At 55.5% G+C, this 17,356-nt stretch carries 16 protein-coding genes and 1 pseudogene; 8 read left to right on the forward strand and 9 right to left on the reverse strand.

Features of this window, described 5'->3' with window-relative positions:
• Nucleotides 1-75: 75 nt before the first annotated feature.
• The gene (locus tag HBUT_RS04070) at nucleotides 76-345 is read left to right on the forward strand and encodes a hypothetical protein (RefSeq protein WP_011821945.1); all 270 of its coding nucleotides are present in this window, start codon (nucleotides 76-78) and stop codon (nucleotides 343-345) included.
• Here HBUT_RS04070 and HBUT_RS08910 read toward each other — a convergent pair.
• The gene (locus HBUT_RS08910) at nucleotides 342-1,868 is read right to left on the reverse strand and encodes an HD domain-containing protein (RefSeq protein WP_011821946.1); all 1,527 of its coding nucleotides are present in this window, start codon (nucleotides 1,866-1,868) and stop codon (nucleotides 342-344) included. The genes HBUT_RS04070 and HBUT_RS08910 overlap by 4 nt on opposite strands.
• A 132-nt stretch (nucleotides 1,869-2,000) precedes the next feature.
• On the opposite strand from HBUT_RS08910, the gene HBUT_RS04080 reads away from it, so the two are divergent.
• The 3 genes from HBUT_RS04080 to HBUT_RS10135 all read left to right on the forward strand — a co-directional run bounded on the left by HBUT_RS04080 (nucleotide 2,001) and on the right by HBUT_RS10135 (nucleotide 3,477).
• Nucleotides 2,001-2,291, forward strand: coding sequence for a 30S ribosomal protein S26e (locus HBUT_RS04080; RefSeq protein WP_011821947.1), 291 nt, complete (start codon nucleotides 2,001-2,003; stop codon nucleotides 2,289-2,291).
• A 152-nt stretch (nucleotides 2,292-2,443) separates the two neighbouring features.
• Nucleotides 2,444-3,055, forward strand: coding sequence for an RNA methyltransferase (locus tag HBUT_RS04085; RefSeq protein ID WP_011821948.1), 612 nt, complete (start codon nucleotides 2,444-2,446; stop codon nucleotides 3,053-3,055).
• 242 nt (nucleotides 3,056-3,297) lie between these two features.
• Nucleotides 3,298-3,477, forward strand: a complete 180-nt coding sequence (locus HBUT_RS10135; RefSeq protein WP_420804950.1) for a ribbon-helix-helix protein, CopG family — start codon at nucleotides 3,298-3,300, stop codon at nucleotides 3,475-3,477.
• Here HBUT_RS10135 and proS read toward each other — a convergent pair.
• Nucleotides 3,407-4,865: pseudogene (proS, locus tag HBUT_RS04090) on the reverse strand (proline--tRNA ligase). The gene HBUT_RS10135 and the pseudogene proS sit on opposite strands and share 71 nt — an antisense overlap.
• A gap of 122 nt (nucleotides 4,866-4,987) precedes the next feature.
• Entirely contained in the window at nucleotides 4,988-5,311 is a 324-nt protein-coding gene (locus tag HBUT_RS04095; RefSeq protein WP_048061459.1) for an ATP synthase subunit C, read from the reverse strand.
• Nucleotides 5,312-5,468: 157 nt separating this feature from the next.
• Here HBUT_RS04095 and HBUT_RS04100 point away from each other — a divergent pair, with 157 nt between their 5' ends.
• The gene (locus HBUT_RS04100; RefSeq protein ID WP_011821952.1) at nucleotides 5,469-6,287 is read left to right on the forward strand and encodes a D-aminoacyl-tRNA deacylase; all 819 of its coding nucleotides are present in this window, start codon (nucleotides 5,469-5,471) and stop codon (nucleotides 6,285-6,287) included.
• A 9-nt stretch (nucleotides 6,288-6,296) separates the two neighbouring features.
• Here HBUT_RS04100 and HBUT_RS04105 read toward each other — a convergent pair whose 3' ends face one another.
• From HBUT_RS04105 to HBUT_RS04125, 5 genes are read right to left on the reverse strand one after another with little or no spacing between them, the layout of a single operon-like run.
• Nucleotides 6,297-6,959 (reverse strand): V-type ATP synthase subunit D, encoded by a 663-nt coding sequence (locus HBUT_RS04105; protein ID WP_011821953.1) that lies wholly within the window; start codon nucleotides 6,957-6,959, stop codon nucleotides 6,297-6,299.
• Between the two features lie 3 nt (nucleotides 6,960-6,962).
• Entirely contained in the window at nucleotides 6,963-8,393 is a 1,431-nt protein-coding gene (locus tag HBUT_RS04110; protein WP_011821954.1) for a V-type ATP synthase subunit B, read from the reverse strand.
• 58 nt (nucleotides 8,394-8,451) lie between these two features.
• Nucleotides 8,452-10,257, reverse strand: coding sequence for an ATP synthase subunit A (locus tag HBUT_RS04115; RefSeq protein ID WP_011821955.1), 1,806 nt, complete (start codon nucleotides 10,255-10,257; stop codon nucleotides 8,452-8,454).
• A 40-nt stretch (nucleotides 10,258-10,297) separates the two neighbouring features.
• Nucleotides 10,298-10,921: a V-type ATP synthase subunit E gene (locus HBUT_RS04120; protein ID WP_011821956.1), complete on the reverse strand. Its 624-nt coding sequence runs from the start codon at nucleotides 10,919-10,921 to the stop codon at nucleotides 10,298-10,300.
• A gap of 4 nt (nucleotides 10,922-10,925) precedes the next feature.
• Nucleotides 10,926-11,234 carry a V-type ATP synthase subunit F gene (locus tag HBUT_RS04125; RefSeq protein WP_011821957.1) on the reverse strand — a complete coding sequence of 103 codons (309 nt, stop codon included), beginning with the start codon at nucleotides 11,232-11,234 and terminating at the stop codon, nucleotides 10,926-10,928.
• A 137-nt stretch (nucleotides 11,235-11,371) separates the two neighbouring features.
• Here HBUT_RS04125 and HBUT_RS04130 point away from each other — a divergent pair, with 137 nt between their 5' ends.
• From HBUT_RS04130 to HBUT_RS04140, 3 genes are all read left to right on the forward strand, one after another.
• Nucleotides 11,372-13,432, forward strand: a complete 2,061-nt coding sequence (locus HBUT_RS04130) for a V-type ATP synthase subunit I (RefSeq protein ID WP_011821958.1) — start codon at nucleotides 11,372-11,374, stop codon at nucleotides 13,430-13,432.
• Between the two features lie 337 nt (nucleotides 13,433-13,769).
• The gene (locus tag HBUT_RS04135) at nucleotides 13,770-14,765 is read left to right on the forward strand and encodes a hypothetical protein (protein ID WP_011821959.1); all 996 of its coding nucleotides are present in this window, start codon (nucleotides 13,770-13,772) and stop codon (nucleotides 14,763-14,765) included.
• 131 nt (nucleotides 14,766-14,896) lie between these two features.
• On the forward strand, nucleotides 14,897-16,108 hold the full coding sequence (locus HBUT_RS04140; protein WP_048061460.1) for a DUF401 family protein: 1,212 nt from the start codon (nucleotides 14,897-14,899) through the stop codon (nucleotides 16,106-16,108).
• A gap of 41 nt (nucleotides 16,109-16,149) precedes the next feature.
• Here the strand turns inward: HBUT_RS04140 and HBUT_RS04145 are convergent, their stop codons facing one another.
• Entirely contained in the window at nucleotides 16,150-17,304 is a 1,155-nt protein-coding gene (locus tag HBUT_RS04145) for an MFS transporter (RefSeq protein ID WP_011821961.1), read from the reverse strand.
• Nucleotides 17,305-17,356: the final 52 nt, after the last annotated feature.

The following is a 17,356-nucleotide window of genomic DNA, read 5'->3' on the forward strand; positions in this document are numbered from 1 at the left end:
TCCCTCTTTCAGCGATGAACCCCTCTACTTAGATGGTGATACGCCATATACCCTACTGCATATGGGTGTACCGCCTTGGCTCACACGGCTACGCGGTATATCGGGCTAGCTGCTGCTATTGAGAGGGTGCTCCGGGAGCTTGGCGGTAGTGCTGACGTGGATACCGTGCTTGCTGAGGTTTGGAAGCGCTACGTAGAGGGTGGGGGGCCGGAGAAGGTTACCATGAGGCTGTTCCGCCACCCAGCTGGCTACTACTGGAGCCCCGACGCTGAGGAGGCACTCTCCGTTCTAGAGGCTGCTGGAAAACTGGTAAGGCGTGGCCGGCACCTCGTGCTCGTTGGCTAGGCTTTTCTCCTCTTCTTCGCCTCCTCGTCGAGAGCCTTTATCAGGTCTATGGCCTTTCTTGCTGCTGCCCCGTTCTCCGGTGTTGTGAACACTGCTATTCGGTGCATGCCTAGCTGTGCTAGCTTCCCAAACCTGCTATACTCCTCAGCCTGCATGGCATCCTTTACGTCTACGAGCCTCCCACTGTTCCTCTCGTAGATGTTTATCTTCTCGAAGCTTGCTACGTGGACGCGGAGGGGCCGGATTATTAGTAGCGGGTTTTCCCTCTGCATCTCAACCAGCTCCTCTAGGAGTGGCTTTGCCCAGTCTTCGGCTAGGCCCTTCTCCAGGTAGTTGCTGTAGATGCCCCAGGCCTCGCGGCTCTCATAGTACGTGTAGTGTTTGGGATGGCGCCTCTCAACTATCATTGCTGCTAGTTTCCTGGCTTCGCTGCTAGCTTTAACCCTGCCCGCAACGATTTTCTTCATGAGGCTCAGCACCATGTTGTCGTCGAGCATGCCCCAGGCCTGTATTGCCTCCGGCTTACTCTCCTCTAGCTCCGGTGGCCGGGGTATGTCCACCTCACAGCCCTGGAGGCCCGGGCATAGCAGACCGTCCCGGGCGAGGACGCCCATGAGCCTCGCGTAGACAGCATTGTACGCCTCGACCACACGGTGAAGGTATACTTCGCTAAACATGTAGAATCTTGCAAGTAGGAATGTTTCGAGGATGCTTAGCCCTTTATCGAGAACTGCTACCTGGCACGCTGACTCGCTTACCCGTACACCGCTCAGATCCTCGCTCTCGGCTAGCAGGAGGGGTGAGGCTATGAGTACTCTTATGAGCCGGTCTACGTCGAATATGCCGTAGCGTACCCCGGCATAGATGCTGTCGCGGAGCAGGTAGTCCATACGGTCCACATCTAGGCCTCCTGCTATGAGCTGGTGGAGGACATGTGATGCACACTCGCTGGTGTAGTCCCTTGGAGCTAGCCCCGCGCCCCTCCCCCGGAGGATTAGGAATAGATCCTTGGAGAGGCTGTTGGTGAAGACTGGCTCGACGCCGGAGGCCGAAGCCATCTCCGCTACTGCTGGTATGAGGCTGTAGGTGTACTCCTCGTGACGGAGGGGTATACCCTCGAACTCCGATACCTGGAATACCCTGCGGGCCTCAACTATGCCGGATTCACTGGCATGGCTGAAGGGTAAGTGGCCGATATCGTGTACCAGTGCTGCCAGCTGGAATACCTCGATGCTGCGGAGCAGCGTGTTTGCAAACTCCTCGCCGCCCACGCCACGGTAGTGGGTTCTCGTGTTGCCAGCAAGGAACACTAGGGCCTCCTTTGCGAGGTGAGCAGCGCCAAGGCTATGGTTGAACCTGCTATGCTCCATACCGTGGTACACAAGGTACGCGAAACCGGTCTGCCTTATACCGCGAAGCCTCTGCATAACCCACGAGTCTACGACGGGTACAAGCTTGCCGCAAAGGTCGACATAGCCGTGGACCGGGTCCTTGAAGCTCTTTATCGGCGTACACCAGTCCATACCGCTAGCAGCCCTCCCCTAACCGAGGGATACTCCGGGCTACTAGAAATGCAGGTTCCAGCCCCGAGGCGGGGAGGCCGGGCTAGTTAAATAGGCTCCAGCAGCCTCCTCTTTTGGCCCGGGGCTACAGGTATGCCTAAGAAGAGGCAGAATAGGGGTAGGCACAAGGGCGATAAGGGCCGTACAAGACTAGTACAGTGCGACAACTGTGGCAGGCTAATCCCACGCGACAAGGCTATATGTATAACCAAGTGGTACACCCCGGTGGACCCGCAGCTGGCAAGAGAGCTAGAGAAGAAGGGCGCCATCATAATGAAGTACCCTGTCGAGAAGTGCTACTGTGTCAGCTGCGCCATACACTATGGCATAATCAAGGTTCGCCCCGAGGAGGAGAGGAAGGCCATACGCGGCCCAGTCATCTAGCCCCACGCATTACTCAAACCATGTTTTTACGCTTCAAAAGCAGTGAACCCAAGCTACTCCTCATCCTCCCATCCATGGAAACGGCTAGGTTGTTACCAGCCATCTCTGCTACGAACACCTAGCATACTACTAGCCAGCCCGGTGAACCTGCTATGAAAACTGTGGCGGAAGTACCCAGGCTTGAGCCTAGCTATACGCTCGTCTGGGTTGCCTATGCAAGAGAGCCAGCCAACTCTCCCCCCAAGCGGTGGACCGGGCTAGTGGGATATGGTAGGCTCGACATCCTCGTAAGGGTTGTCCTTGCAGCACTGTACCCTGGCGGGGTGCGTGACCCCCACTCGCTCCTCATAGCCTTCCTCGACTCCACCAAGCCCCGAGCAATAGTCCTTACCGGGGACTGTCTCCCCCAGAGGGCGGTCTACGAGAGCGACATCGGGGCATACATTCTCGAGGCTCTGCGGGGCGAGAGGTGTAAGAGCTACATAGTTTCTGGCGGGCTTAGAGAGTTAATCGCCTGGCTGAAGAGCCAGGGGTACCGCGTTGTCGTGCTCCATGAGTCTGGGCGCCCCTTTACAGGCTACCAGCCCTACACTGCCTACATCCTCGGGCTCCGCGATGACCCACCTCTCGGCGTGGGGGAGGATGCCGTAGAATCGCTTGGGGCTAGAAGCTATCTCGCAAGCCACGTGACTGCATTCATAAGGCTCGCATCCTCTATACCACTTGGACTCCAGAGGACCACGCAAGCTGGTGATGAGGGTTAAAAGCGGCCATAGGCCCTCGCCACGGGGGCCGATGGGCTGAGCCAGGCCGCTGAAGCACTCCACACAAAACAACAATAATACCGTAGGCCAGCCGGTAGCACCATAGCCACTGGGAGTGTTACCCAGGACTTATAGGCTGCCATCTCTCCAGCCTGTCAGGTGTTGAGGCTACCGGCTTGATAACCAGCACCGTCAAATCCTAGGCTTGGGGGTCTGCTGTGGGCAAGGTGCTCGTAGCAGTCGTGCTAGAGGAGGAGTACGCTAGGAGGCTTGAAGAGATTGCAAAGCGTAAGGGGATAACGATTGGCGAGGCTCTGGAGGAGGCGCTGAAAACACTACTCATTGGAGAGCCTAGTACTTCTTCCCAAGCCTTATACTCGTCACTGCGGGGCGGCCGCATACAGGGCATTGCTTGCCATTAACCCAGCTGGGCCTCTCCAGCGGCGAGCCAAGTACGCCTGCATCAACCATTTCTTCCAGTTTGAGTCCACATTCCTCCCGGCCACACCACGGGATCTCTACTATACCCCTCTCCTCCTCGAGTATCCTACGTGCCTCCTCTATGGTCTCGACACGCTTAACCATCGTACTTAGCCACTGCCAAGCTTTCTCGCGTAGGTTTCTCCTTATGTCCTCGAACAGCTTTGCCCGGAAGTCTGGTAGCTCTTCAAAGCTTAACCACGGTCTTCTCTAGGGTGTCCCTACGGGCTACGAGAACCGTGCCAGTCTCGGCTTCACGTAGCCCAACCTCGATGCGTACTGGTACGCCCTTGGCCTCCCACTCGTAGAACTTCCTACCTGGCCTCACATCCTCACGGTCATCCACGCGGAACCTTATCCCAGCCTTCTTCAACACCTCCTTAACCTTCTCGAGATGCTCAGCTACCAGCCTCTTCTTTTCCTCGTCATCTCCAGCTGGTATTGGTATAACCACTACCTGTATGGGAGCCACGTTTGGCGGCAACACAGCACCACGATCATCGCCATGTATTGCTATTACCGTGGCTACTATGCGGTCACTTATACCGTAGCTTGTCTGCCACGCATAGTCGATACTTTCGTCGCGCAACTGTATCTTGACGTCAAAGGGTACCGTGAAGTTCTGGCCCAGGTGGTGAACCGTGCCTATCTGCAGCGTCTTACCATCCGGCATAATGGTGTCAAAGGCCACGGTATAGACTGCACCGGCGAACTTGTCCCATTCCGGCCTCCGGCTAATCACATAGGGTATGCCTAGCTCGTCGAATATCTTCTTGTAGAGCTCTATAGCCTCGGCAACCTGGCGGTCCGCGTCAGCGAAACTATCGTGCACCGTGTGGGCCTCCTTGAACGTGGTTACCTCACGCAGCCTTATCATCGGCCTCGTAGCCTTCGTCTCGTAGCGGAATATGCTGACTATCTGGTAGTACTTCTTTGGGAGCTGACGATAGCTCTTAATCCAGAAGCTCTCCATGTAGGTTATGCTTGTCTCGCTTGTTGGACGCAGCGCAAGCTTCACGTCAAGGGGCTCGTGCCCGCCATGGGTTACCCAGTAGACCTCACCCTCGAAGCCGCGTATGTGCTCGCTCTCCTTCCTCAAGAGGTGCTCTGGGATCAGTAGAGGCATCAGTATTTCCTCGTGCCCCGTAGAGTCCAGAACCTCCCTTACTAGTTCTATGATTCTACGGCGCAGCTGGAACCCGTAGGGCAGCCATATACCCATGCCCTTGACGGGGTAGCGTCCATAGTCGTAGAAGCCTGCCTCCTCGAGAATCCAGTCGAACCAGCGGGGGAACTCTCTCCTCCACCGGTCCCGGCTAGCACCCGGCAAGGGCTGTGGTACCTCGCAAAAGCCTCGGTGGCTAAAGGGATAACATAGGTGGGCTATAAAGGCTGGGCTCCCAGTGTGTAAAAATGCTTGTCTGACCTAGCGAGGAACGGACCAGCCTATGATTAGCCGGTGAAGATTATCAGTATTGCTACCAGCAGACCATAGATGGCGATACCTTCGCCGAGCACTAGGTAGATCAGCAGCTTACCGCTGACCTCGGGCTTCTCAGCCACTGCCGCGCTTGCAGCACTACCAGTCCTTCCAAGCGCAATGCCTGCACCAATAGCGCTAAGACCCATTGCCAAGGCGGCAGCAATAGCCTTCCAGCCCTTTGCAGCAGCCTCCGCAGCTGCTACAGCATCTTCCTGAGCAGCCGCGACTAGGGTTGTTGCAGCGAGTAGCGATAGAGCCGTGAAGAGTACTAGACCTAGGACAGCCCTCCTCATGGCATGAGCACCGCTCTGCGGGTTTGGGGGGCTCAATATAAAAAGATTGCCTAAATCTCGCTCGTACCGGAAATATTGGTTACATTACACGGGTTCAACAGCTTAATAGAGCCTCTAGGCTGCATGCACCGACACTCTGCGGGGGTGACATACGGGATTGCTAGCGCTCATATACTCTGCACGCGATCCAGCCGGTTCGGGCACCGCCAGGATAATCAGGGAGCTACTTGGCGGGGATAGGTGTAGCCTGCCACGCGCAGTAGAGTGCACACTACTAAGCAACGGGGTCTACCTGGTTGGCTTCGATGCTGACAGTATATTCCTCGACTTCCTCGGCGAGGTACTCCCCGCCAATATTGAGGGCTACGTGGTGCTTAGCAGGCATAGCGGCGGCAAGCCGAGTCTAACAGTCCACCACACGGGCAACCCAGGCCCCGAGGCACCCTATGGGGGTAAGCCGTGGAGCCTCGCACCAGCATGGCCACGTACTGCCGCGGGACTATTGAGGACCTACAGGCGGGTGGCAGAGGAGATGGGGCTTACGGGAGAGTTCCAGGTAACCCTCGAGGCTACCCACCATGGCCCCACAGAGCTGGAGAAACCTATAGTCTTCATCGAGATCGGTAGTAGTGAGAGGGAGTGGGTTAGGAGGGATACACAGAATGCTATGGCCGAGACTGTGATTAGGTTCATGGAGCGCGATCTTGTAAGCGTTGAGTGTAGCAAGGTTGCAATAGGTATTGGCGATACCCACTACCCAATTAAGCACACACGTAACGTGCTAGAGAGGGGGTACTGCTACAGCCACATATTCTCTAAGCACGTCCTGGACAACCTCACCCTTGAGCTGCTAGAGCAGGCGCTGGAAAAGACGAGGGACAAGGTGGACACCGTGGTTCTGGCAAAGGTTCCATCGCGGGTTAAACAACTCGCGAGGAGCTTCGCTGAAAAGTACGGGCTCCAGCTGGAAAAGTAGAGGGACAAACTAGGCGAGGCCTTCTCCGCCGCGGCGACGGGCTAGGCGACGCTTGAGCGTCTTCAGCCTTACAACCTCTTCTCTCATACGGTCGTCCAATACTAGCTTGATGTACTTTATACTGGACTCGTAGCTAGGTATGATGCTATAGTCTAGGGCGTTGAGCAGCCTCTGGGTCTCCTTTAGCTCCCTCAGCAGCTTCCTTAGCGCAGCCTCGGACTCCACAACTCGTATAAGGTCTTCGAGCGCCTCGAGCATTTTCCTCCTAGCTTCATACACCCTTGCTGGCAACCTTACAGCGGAGATAGCAGCCTCTGGCACCGTCTCCTTGCGCAGCCGGAAGCCTGGCGTCTTAACCGCGAATAGCACACGCTCGTACACTGATAGTCTTAGGCTCTCAGGTAGCCTCTCAATAATTGGCTTTGCCTGCTCGAGCCCACCAACAGCTGCTAGAGCCATAAAGAACTCTCCGTAGGCTTCCGCTAGCCGGCGGGCTGCCTCCTGGTAAGCTCTCTGATAATCGGCGCCAACCTGCCTTATGTAGAGGAGTAGTACGTCACGCTTCTCCTCAATAACCTTCCTTATTCTACGGAGCGTTGCTAGCTCGCGGCGGAGCCTGATAAGGTTAATCTTTGTTGGCAGTACTCGAGAGCCACCGAACTGTAGTGACAAGCGCTACTTCCCTCCGCTGCTCTGGCTCTGCTTCTTGCGGTACTTGGGGTGGTATTTCCTGATGTACTCGTCCTTGATCTTGTATAGCTCTGATTCTGGCAGTATTGATAGGATTTCCCATGCTAGGTCTAGCGTCTCCTCGATGCTGCGATTCTCGTAGAAGCCCTGCTTTAGGAATCTCTGCTCGAAGGCCTCGCCGAACCTTAGGTACTTGCGATCTACCTCGCTCAGGCTCTCCTCGCCCACAATGGCTGCGAGGCTCCTCAGCTCAACAGCCCTGCTGTAAGCAGTGTATAGCTGGTCAGAGACGTTTGCATGGTCCTCTCTGGTCTTGCCAGGGCCTATACCCTCTTTCATGAGCCTCGAGAGGCTCATGAGCACGTTTATTGGCGGGTAGATGCCCCTGTTGTGCAGTTCTCTGCTGAGCACTATCTGGCCCTCGGTAATGTAGCCTGTTAGGTCTGGTATCGGGTGTGTTATGTCGTCGTTGGGCATTGTTAGGATGGGCATCTGGGTTATGCTGCCCTTCCTGCCGTGGGCTCTGCCGGCTCTCTCGTATATGCTTGCTAGGTCGCTGTACATGTAGCCTGGGTAGCCCTGCCTGCCGGGCACCTCTTCACGTGCCGCGCTTATCTCACGCAGGGCCTCACAGTAGTTAGTCATGTCTGTAAGTATGACTAGGACATGCATGCCTAGATCGAATGCTAGGTGCTCTGCTAGTGTCAAGGCTACCCTCGGCGTGATTAGGCGAACGCTAGCAGGCTCGTCTGCAAGGTTGATGAACAGCGCCGCTCTCTTTATGGCGCCTGTCTCCTCGAAGAACCTCTTGAAGAATATTGCCTCATCATACATTACGCCTATTGCTGCGAATACTACGGCGAACTCCTCGCCGCTACGCACAGTTGCCTGCCTTGCTATCTGTACGGCGAGCTTGTTGTGTGGGAGACCGCTGCCGCTGAATATTGGCAGCTTCTGGCCTCTGACCATGGTGTTCATGCCGTCTATGGCTGAAATACCTGTCTGAATGAAGTCCTCTGGGTAGGCTCTCGCCGCGGGGTTTAGGGGCTCGCCATTGATGTCGCGGCGTACACCACTGGTTATCGGTGGACCACCATCTATGGGATCTCCGAGGCCGTTAAACACTCTGCCTAGCATCTCGTCGGAGACCTTTATCTCTAGCGTCCTGCCGAGGAACCGTACCTTTGTACCAGTCACCGAAATGCCAGTAGTGCCCTCAAACACCTGGACTACAGCATAGCCCCGCGCTGTCTCGAGAACCCTACCCCTCCTCCGCTCGCCGCTCGGCAGCTCAACCTCTACAATCTCGTCGTAGGCTGCATCGCTTATACCCTCAACTATGAGTAGTGGACCCCTAACCTCCCTAATCGTCTCATACTCCCTTATCACAGGTGAAGGACCCATAGCAGCCTCCATAGCTCGACCCCTCATCAACCAGAGGCGGGTGAGGGATAAAAGACCCCGACTAGGCTGCCTATGTTGCTGCTGATGCTCTACCAGCCTTAGCCTCTATCAGCTCTTGGAGTGCCTGGAGTAGCTCTTGCTTGAGCTTGTCAAGCTTTTCTAGTTGGTCGTTTGGCACGTTATATCTTGCCAGGATGAGTTCTCGTATCTTCGGGGCTAGCTTTTCACGTATCTCCTTCACCGTTACGCCACGCTTTATCGCCTCTAGAGCTGCGTGGTAGAAGTCTATGATTGTCTCTAGCTGCTTCCACTGCTTCTGGGGCGTAGCGAAGGCGTCTACTGGGTCGAACGCGTTCTGCTGCAGGAATCCTGTCTTGATAATGTTTGCAATCTCTAGTATCAGCTTGTCCTTCTCGCTTAGGCCCTCTGTACCAACGAGGCGGACTATCTCTCGCAGCTCGTCCTCGCGGAGGAGTATCTCGTAGGCCTCGTTGCGGTATTCTAGCCACTTGGGGCTTATGTTCTCGTGCCACCACTTAGCTACCGTCTCAACGTAAGCTGAGTAGCTTACTAGCCAGTTTATGGCTGGGTAGTGCCTGCTATACGCTAGCCTTGCGTCCAGAGCCCAGAACACCCTTATGAACCTCTTGGTGTTGGCTGTTACCGGCTCTGTGAAGTCGCCACCTGGCGGCGATACCGCGCCAACGATGGTTACGCTGCCGAGCCTCTCTGGCCGGCCGGGCACCTTCACCCTACCGGCACGGGCGTAGAACTCTGCAAGCCTTGATGCCAGATAGCTTGGGTAGCCCTCCTCTGCGGGCATCTCCTCTAGACGACCAGCAATCTCACGTAGCGCCTCAGCCCAGCGACTTGTAGAGTCAGCTACTAGCAGAACATCGTAGCCCATGTCTCTGTAGTACTCTGCAAGCGTTATGCCTGTGTAGATGCTTGCCTCTCTAGCTGCTACTGGCATGTTGCTAGTGTTGGCGATGAGTATGGTACGCTCCATCATTGGCTTGCCGGTCCATGGGTCGGTTAGCTTGGGGAACGTCTCCAGGACCTCCGTCATCTCATTACCGCGTTCGCCACAGCCAATGTATATGACTACCTTTGCAGCACTCCACTTTGCCAGGCTCTGAAGGGTGACGGTCTTACCGCTGCCGAAGGGGCCTGGTATAGCGCCAGTACCACCCTTAGCCATGGGGAACATTGTGTCTATAACTCTCATACCGGTAATCAGCGGCTCAACCGGCTCCAGCTTCTCGATTATTGGTCTCGCTCTGCGCACCGGCCAGCGGTGATACATCTTTAGCTCTATCTCCTTGCCGTCAGCCTCGACTACTGCTATTACATCCTCGACCGTGTAGTCGCCCTCAGAGGCTAGCCACTTTAGCCTGCCATGCACGTCAGGCGGTACGAGCACCTTGTGGGTTATGAGGCTTGTCTCCTGGACCTCGCCGAGGACGTCGCCGCCAGAGACCTTGTCGCCGGGCTTGAGCGTTGTGTTCGGCTTGAAGTGCCACTTTCTGCTACGATCAAGGGCGTCTACCTTCACGCCACGCCTAACGAATATGCTCTTGGTTACCTCACGTATAACGTCTAATGGGCGCTGGATACCATCGTATATCCTGCCTATGAGGCCTGGACCCAGCTCGACGCTTAGTGGCGAACCAGTACCATAGACTGGCTCGCCGGGCTTGAGGCCAGTGGTGGACTCGTATACCTGGATGTAGGCCTTGTCGCCGACCACTCTGTTAACCTCGCCTATCAGCCGTTCCTCGCCTACCTCAACCATCTCGTACATCTGTATGCCCTCCATACCCTCGGCTACGACTAACGGGCCTGCTACACGGATGATTCTGCCCTTAACCGGCAAGGCTTACCCTGCACCCCTCACATTACTGTCCAAGTGGGGGTTATTGGTTGAGCACCTCCAGTACGCGTGCCCGCGCCTCTTCGAGGGCGGGGGCGAGTATAACTTCTAGCCTATAGTCTAGGGTTAGCCCCGCCTCTACAGCCCTCACCGTGAAGCCGCCAGCGCCTTCAACGGCCTCTCCCACCTCGACCTCTATACCCTTCTCAGCCGCTACCCTAGGGGCTAGCTCTGCTACTATGGCCTGGTCGGGTCTAGCCGGATGAACTATGACTCTCCTCGACCGTCTGGAGGCCGTCTCGAGAGCCGAGTCGAGGAGCCTCTTGATAAACTCCTTATAGGCTTCAAGACCCACGTACTCCCTTAGCCTTTGGAGAGCCACGGACATTATTTCCTCGACTGCCTTAGCTCTTATCTCTGCTAGGCGCTTACGCAGCTCAACCTCCCTCTTAGCAGTATAGGCTTGTACCTGCTCCTCCGCTTCACGCAGTGCACGCCTAAGCTCCGACTCTAGCTTCGATGCTGACTCCTCGTATGCCCTCTCAACTATCTTCCTAGCCGCCTCAAGGGCCTCCCTAACCCTAGACTCGACATGCTCAGCTATGCTCGAGACCAACTGCTCTGCGAACCTTGAAGGGTCACCCACTATGCGCACACTAGACGTCATAGTGTCACCCCATTCCGAGCGCTCTGAGGAGCTCCTTCTGGACGTCTAGAGGTTTTCCGGGCTCGCGGAGGGTGGGTAGCCTGGAGACGACGATGGAGGGGTTTGCCTTCTCAAGGGTCTCTATGTCTCCAGCTAGCTCGTCGTACAGCTCGGCTGAGACAAAAACTATGGCCACATCCCTCCTAGACTGTAGGCTGCGTAGCACACCACGCGCCTCCTCAGCGTTGCCCACAGGGTAGCCCTCGACGCCAAGCATTCTGAAGGCATAGACTGTATAGGGATCAGCAATGACTATCAGTTTCCTCTCAGCCAAGACTGGCTCTCCTAGACGGAGCGGCGCTGGGAGCTAGTATTTATAATTGCAGCAAGCCTTGAAGCTTTCCAGGCCGGGACCCCATTCAGCCGGGTAAGGCTGCTAATGTCCCCACTAGCTGGGTGGCGGTGTCGGCTATGCAGGCCTCGCTGCTCGTAGCCCAAGCCACCGTCGAGGTCATAGTCGGAGTTCCCCGCGGCGAGTACGCTAGGACTGTTAAGGCTCTGGCTGAGAGCAGTGTATTCCACCCCGAGCCCCTGGAAGGTATTGTTGCCCACGAGGTTAGGAGGCTCCGCAATGAGCTGGAGGCTGTGGCAGAGCGGCTCCGGCAGGCTGCCACTGTCGCCGGTGTTGCTGCCGGCGGAGAGGCTGTGGTGAGGATTAAGAGTAGCAGTGATGCTGGGTTATCGGAGCTGCTACGCGAGCTATCCACGCTAGCGTCAAGCGTGTCTGAACTCGTGGAGAAGCTAGCACAGCTCCAGAACCCCGAATCCGAGCTCTCTAAGAAGCTCCGCATCCTACAGTACTACGCGTTCATAGATGTTGACCTAGAGAGGCTTACTAGAAGCCGCCACGTTAGAGCCAAGGTGTATCGCATACCGCTAGGTTTCGCCGAGGAGTTCATCGCTGAGCTGTCAAGGGTCGAGGGTGTTGTAGTAGCCTACACCGACGGCATTGAGCCAGGCTACATGACTATCGTAGTAGTATACCCTGCCAGGCTCGAAACCGAGGTTGGCAAGGTTGCGCTACGACACCGCGCCGAGCCCCTAGAGATACCGGAAGACTGGCCACGGATCCCTGCGCGCGCCGTGGAGAGGGCTAGGAGGGAGCTAGAGGAGCTGCCGCGCCGCATAGGCGAGTACCGGCCACAGATTCTCCGCGCACTAACAGCTGTAGAGGCTGCTGTGAAACTACTCAGGCTACTGGAAGCCACCAAGTTTACGAGGACCGCAGCCTTCATCCACGGCTACGTTGATCCATCCCAGCTCGACAGGCTAGAGGAACAACTCCAGGACATAGGCGTCAAGGGCTTTGTGATCCTGGTACGAGAGGAGAGCCACCGCCACGGAAAACCCGGCCACGGCGAGGAGGAGCACGAAGCTAAGAGGACGCCGAGCTTCTACCGGGTAACAAAGCTGCTAGCACCCTTCGCCGACCTTCTCTCGATGTCTGGGCATCCCCGGCCGGGTGAGGTCGTACCAGTTGTATTGATGGCTATAACGCTCCCAGTAATCTATGGCCTCATGTTCCCCGACCTGGGCCACGGCCTGGTACTACTACTCGCCGGCTACTACCTGTTCTATAAGAGGATGGGCAACGTCAACCTTGGCAGACTGGTAATGTACTTCGGTATCGCCGCAATGGTAACTGGATTCCTGGCTGGTGAGTTCTTCGGCCCCCACCCCGTTGTCGCCGGCTGGCTCTCAGAGGGTATATGGCATGGCCACCCACCGCTTGCTAGCCCCCTCCACGAGTTCGTAACAAAGCCCGCCGAGGAAGCTGCCGAAGCTGCAGTCCCGCTACTGTTCAACGCGATATACTTGTCACTGCTCATTGGAGCACTAGTAATGACCGTCTCCTCGCTAATATCGATTGTCAATGGCGTACTGCTTGGCGACCGCGAGGTGCTAGTAGCGAGTATCGGGAAAACCCTCATCTTCGGCTCGATACTACTAGCATTAACCCTCGGTGCAGCCGCTGGAGCTGGAGCCGCAGTACTAGAGAGAGCTGCTGGTATACTAGCTGATGCCGGTATGTCCCTCGTGCCAGAAACTACTCTAGGCATGGTGGTTAGGCTGCTCTTCAGCATTGGCCTGCTAACGGTGCTAGTAGCCCCCATAGTGTTTGGCCATGGTGGCCTCGGCGAAAAGATCATAAACGGTTTGATGGAGGCCTTCGACATGCTACTAATGGCTATAGGCAATACGGCATCATTCATGCGAATAATGGGTCTCATGCTGGCCCACAGCGGGCTAATGTTTGGCTTCACCATATTAGCAATGGTGGCTGGCCCCGTGCTGGGAGCAATAACCTACATATTCGGCAACATACTGACGATAGGCCTGGAAGCCCTAGTAGCCTATGCGCACTCCCTCAGGCTGCACCTCTACGAAATGTTCAGCAAGTTCTACCTCGACGAAGGTAGGCCCTACCAGCCCCTCCAGCTGCCAGCAACCGTTAAGATTGAAGCTGCCTAGCGCCAGGGTACACGAGGACCCATACTCTTTTAGCATCAAACTTCTCCTTACACAGTACCTCCCACACTACGCTACACGCGCCAAGGTTGGCGACGAGCCTTCACCCCAATGGTTAGGCCACCACCCTACCTTCACCGGCAACCATTCGCTCATCCTTAACGCTTGCCACTCCGAATCCGGCTAGTCCCACAATATCCTCTAGAGGACAATGCTGTATAAGTTCGATACTACCGCTGGCACTCTATGGAAGCCGCCAAGAGCCTCCATGGCGAGTGCGATGTGTAGGGTATCCTTTTAGCCGCGATGAGGCTTGGCTACGTGCCGGGCTGGCAGCGGCATGCCCCTCATAGACTATAGGCAAGCCGCACGTGTCGCAGAGGTTTTCAAACCGATTGTCAAGTCCTATGCATCGAGCCCGGATACTTTTACCGATCCACGCTTCTACCCTGAACCTAGCGCTGATAGTGAGACTGTAGCATTGTACTTCCTGGTAATGGTTGCTATGGATCACCGGCTCTCCAGACCCGGGAGGCCCTACGAGGCTGTCATCGATGGCGAAAAGTTTCACGGTGCAGACCTCCTCTACCGGCTTGGCATGCTGAAGCTTGAGCGTGACCCAGACTTCTTCACCGCCGATAGGCTCGAGAGGATCACCCCGGAAGAGGTCCGTGCATGGCTCTGCGTAGGCTCGGTATGCCCACCAGATCCCGCGTTGAGAGCTAGCCTTCTCCGCGACCTTGGCCGCAAGCTCAGGCTACTATACGGTGGTAGTGCGCTTAGACTCCTAGAAGAGTCCAGGGGGCTTCTCCATAGCTGGGACCCGGATTCTCCAGGCTTTGTCGAGAGGCTACGTGTCTTTGAAGCCTATGGCGACCCGGTGGAGAAGAAGGCTATGCTCCTGGCGAAGTTCCTGGAGAGAAGGGGGCTCCTGAGAATCCGTGATCCATGGAATAAGCGGGTACCTGTAGATAACCATGTGGTAAGAATTGCACTGAGGCTTGGACTTGTAGTACTTGAAGAACCCCTTCGCATCAAGGCTGAAAGGAAGGAAGACTTCACGCCATGGGAGGATATAGCTGTGAGAATAGCTGTGCGCGAAGCCTGGCACTATGTTGCCACGCGGACGGAAGTAGATGACTTCCTACTAGACGACATCCTCTGGACTATGGGGCGTAAAGTCTGCATACATGGTAGACCGAAATGCAGCAACTGCCAGAGCCACATCATCTGTAGAGGAGGGAGCCGCTGCCTACTAGCTGGCATATGCCCTGTTGGTCTTGGAGCTGCAGAGGCTATTGACGAGCCAGTATTCTACGACACATGGTGGTACTAACAAGCGCATGGTGTGCTACAGCAATGCCATCCACACCTAAATGCTGCAAGTGTCAATGCTAACTGTTACCCCGCTAGTATTATCGTCCGCCTAAATACGGTAGATGTATCGTCCCTAGAGGCGAGTAGACGATGAGCCCCGCTAGTCCCATCCAAGGGTTTGTTGCTGCCTACGTTTTACTGGTAGCTGCGCTGCTTGCTAGGTTGGGAGCTGTTGAGTCCATAGCTCTGCTGATAGCATCCTATACAGTCTTTACCTGGAGTTGGCGCGAGCTAGCGGGTTCGCTAGCAACTATAGCTACTAGCTGGAATGACTTACGTGTCTTTGTATTCATATTTGAGAGCATACTACTAGCAGGTCTGCTGAAGGAGAAGCAGGTTCTAGACAAGCTAGTGAATTCGATGGGCATACTGGGCTGCCGGTTTAGCTTTGCAGCTGTACCAGCTGTTGTAGGCCTCCTACCAATGCCTGGAGGTGCCCTCGTATCAGCCATAGCTATGAGGAAGAGGTACCTCGAAGAGGCACGTCTTAGCCCCGAGGCAGCCACCTATATCAACTACTGGTTTCGCCATGTCTGGGTTCCGAGTTGGCCCCTCTTCCAAAGTGCAGTCATAACAGCTACTATATTCGCTGTAGACCCCGTCGAACTTGTAAGACATACTTGGCCCGCGTCGATAGCAGCTATAGCTGCGGGAGGCCTCATAGCTTATATTATTACGAGGCACGCGTCATGTCCACGCAGCAGAGCGAGGATACAAGATCTAGTTGCCAGCATTTCACCATTCCTAGCAATAGCTCTTCTAGTGTTTAGCCTAGGCATCCCTCTCCTCTTGAGCCTAACCCTAGTTCTTGCAGCAACAATCACAGTACTAAGGCCTAACAGGAAGGAGTTCATGGCAGCATTAAAGCTCGCTACGAAGCCGAGAATACATGCAGTGCTTCTTGAAGCACTCATGTTCAAGAATTTGCTTCTAGCAACTAACGCGCCAGGCGAGCTACTTAGCATGCTCTTAGAGAGGGAGCTGCCTATTGAGGCTATAGTTTACCTGCTTCCGTTCATAGTCGGGCTTAGTGCTGGTGGCGAAAACTTCTTTGCAGCTGTAGCGATGCCTCTACTAGCCTCAGTAATAGCAAGTAGCGGAGCTATAGACTGGAAGCTGATGATTATAGCCTATACTGGGGGCCACATGGGTGTAATGGCTAGCCCTGTACACCTATGCCTTGCACTGACAGTGGAGTACTACGAGGCAAAGCTGGGGAAGACATTGGCGTATACGCTAGCATCAATAGCCGTTGCAACCGCGTTACTAGCAGCAATACTAGCCCTAACTCGACTATATTGAGAAAGGATCTATCTCTTCCATAGCTGCTGATTGTGCTAGAGTTAGTTTTGCGGCTTTGTTACCACAATTCTCCTGGCTCGGAGCGCTTGCATCATAGCGATAGTTGTTAGTATAGCTATAGCTCCGTAGGCTGCTGTGTAGCCATAGCTTCCAGCTATCTTTGATACTACGAAGAGGCCTAGCGCTCCTCCGAGATCGAAGCCTAGGACGTATACTCCTATAGCACGGTTGCCTAGGCTTGGCGGCACGCTGGTGCTCGCCAGTAGCTGGTGGCCCGGTATACATAGTCCGGAGCCAAAACCATAGAGTGGTGCTGCTAGATAGGCTAGATAGGAGCCCATACCAGCCACGAGGACCGTAAAGCTGATTGTTTCAAGAATGTAGCCTATTGTGAGCAAGAGCCAGGCGGGATATCGGGAGTACAGTCTACCTGATGAGAGTCTAGAGATGAATGCCGTAGCTGCTAGGAGTGCCTGGTACATACCGTAGGCCGTTGCGGAATAGCCTGCGTCGCGGAAGTGCATCTGCACTATCGAGGCCATCGTGAAGAATGCTACGCCATCTACGAGGGCTAGGCTTGTGGCGAGTAACAGTACAGGGTTCTCCACGAGAAGACTCCACGCGCTTACCCTTCTCTCGCCACCGCTGCTGCCTTGGACGCGTAGGCTTGGAAGACTCGTAGAGATTGCTGCGCCAACCAGAGCTACCAGGCTTGCAGCGGTAAACGCTGCATAGTAGCCCACATTGTCTACAAGTATGCCGGCTGTTACCGGGCCTGCTACGGTTGCAGCATTCAGCGTTGCCGACCTGTATGCTATGCCATGAGCTGCCCTGCCCTCCGAGAACACAACGGCAGCATATATTGAGGGGCCTATGAAGAACGCGTTCGCGATACCCTGCAGCATCCTCACTGCTAGAAAGTCCGTGAGGCTTTTCGCCCTGGCCGCGAGTACCGCTGCCACCGCGCCAGTCGCAACACCAAGAGCTAGGAGCGGCTTTGCACCGTAGCGGTCTGCTAGGCTTCCAACCGGCAGCCTGAGCGCCGCAGCTACAAGCGGCGTTATCGCTATGATCCAGCCGGATACGGTAACACTAAGACCTGTATCCCTCATATAGCGGGCTATTACCGAGTTAAGCATACTCACTGCCATGAAGTGGGAGAATACCAGCACCAGTAACAGGTAGAGCCTACGCAACAGCCTAACCCTAGGGGAAGCACACCCTCCTCCGGAACCAGCTTATGGGATT

This window comes from Hyperthermus butylicus DSM 5456 (genome assembly GCF_000015145.1).
GTDB lineage: Archaea > Thermoproteota > Thermoprotei_A > Sulfolobales > Pyrodictiaceae > Hyperthermus > Hyperthermus butylicus.

Coding starts and splice junctions, on each gene's coding strand:
- HBUT_RS04130 (WP_011821958.1), top strand. CDS start 11,372: ATGCAGGCCTCGCTGCTCGTAGCCCAAGCCACCGTCGAGGTCATAGTC.
- HBUT_RS04135 (WP_011821959.1), top strand. CDS start 13,770: ATGCCCCTCATAGACTATAGGCAAGCCGCACGTGTCGCAGAGGTTTTC.
- HBUT_RS04080 (WP_011821947.1), top strand. CDS start 2,001: ATGCCTAAGAAGAGGCAGAATAGGGGTAGGCACAAGGGCGATAAGGGC.
- HBUT_RS04140 (WP_048061460.1), top strand. CDS start 14,897: ATGAGCCCCGCTAGTCCCATCCAAGGGTTTGTTGCTGCCTACGTTTTA.
- HBUT_RS04120 (WP_011821956.1), bottom strand. CDS start 10,921: ATGACGTCTAGTGTGCGCATAGTGGGTGACCCTTCAAGGTTCGCAGAG.
- HBUT_RS04095 (WP_048061459.1), bottom strand. CDS start 5,311: ATGAGGAGGGCTGTCCTAGGTCTAGTACTCTTCACGGCTCTATCGCTA.
- HBUT_RS04085 (WP_011821948.1), top strand. CDS start 2,444: ATGAAAACTGTGGCGGAAGTACCCAGGCTTGAGCCTAGCTATACGCTC.
- HBUT_RS04110 (WP_011821954.1), bottom strand. CDS start 8,393: ATGGAGGCTGCTATGGGTCCTTCACCTGTGATAAGGGAGTATGAGACG.
- HBUT_RS08910 (WP_011821946.1), bottom strand. CDS start 1,868: ATGGACTGGTGTACGCCGATAAAGAGCTTCAAGGACCCGGTCCACGGC.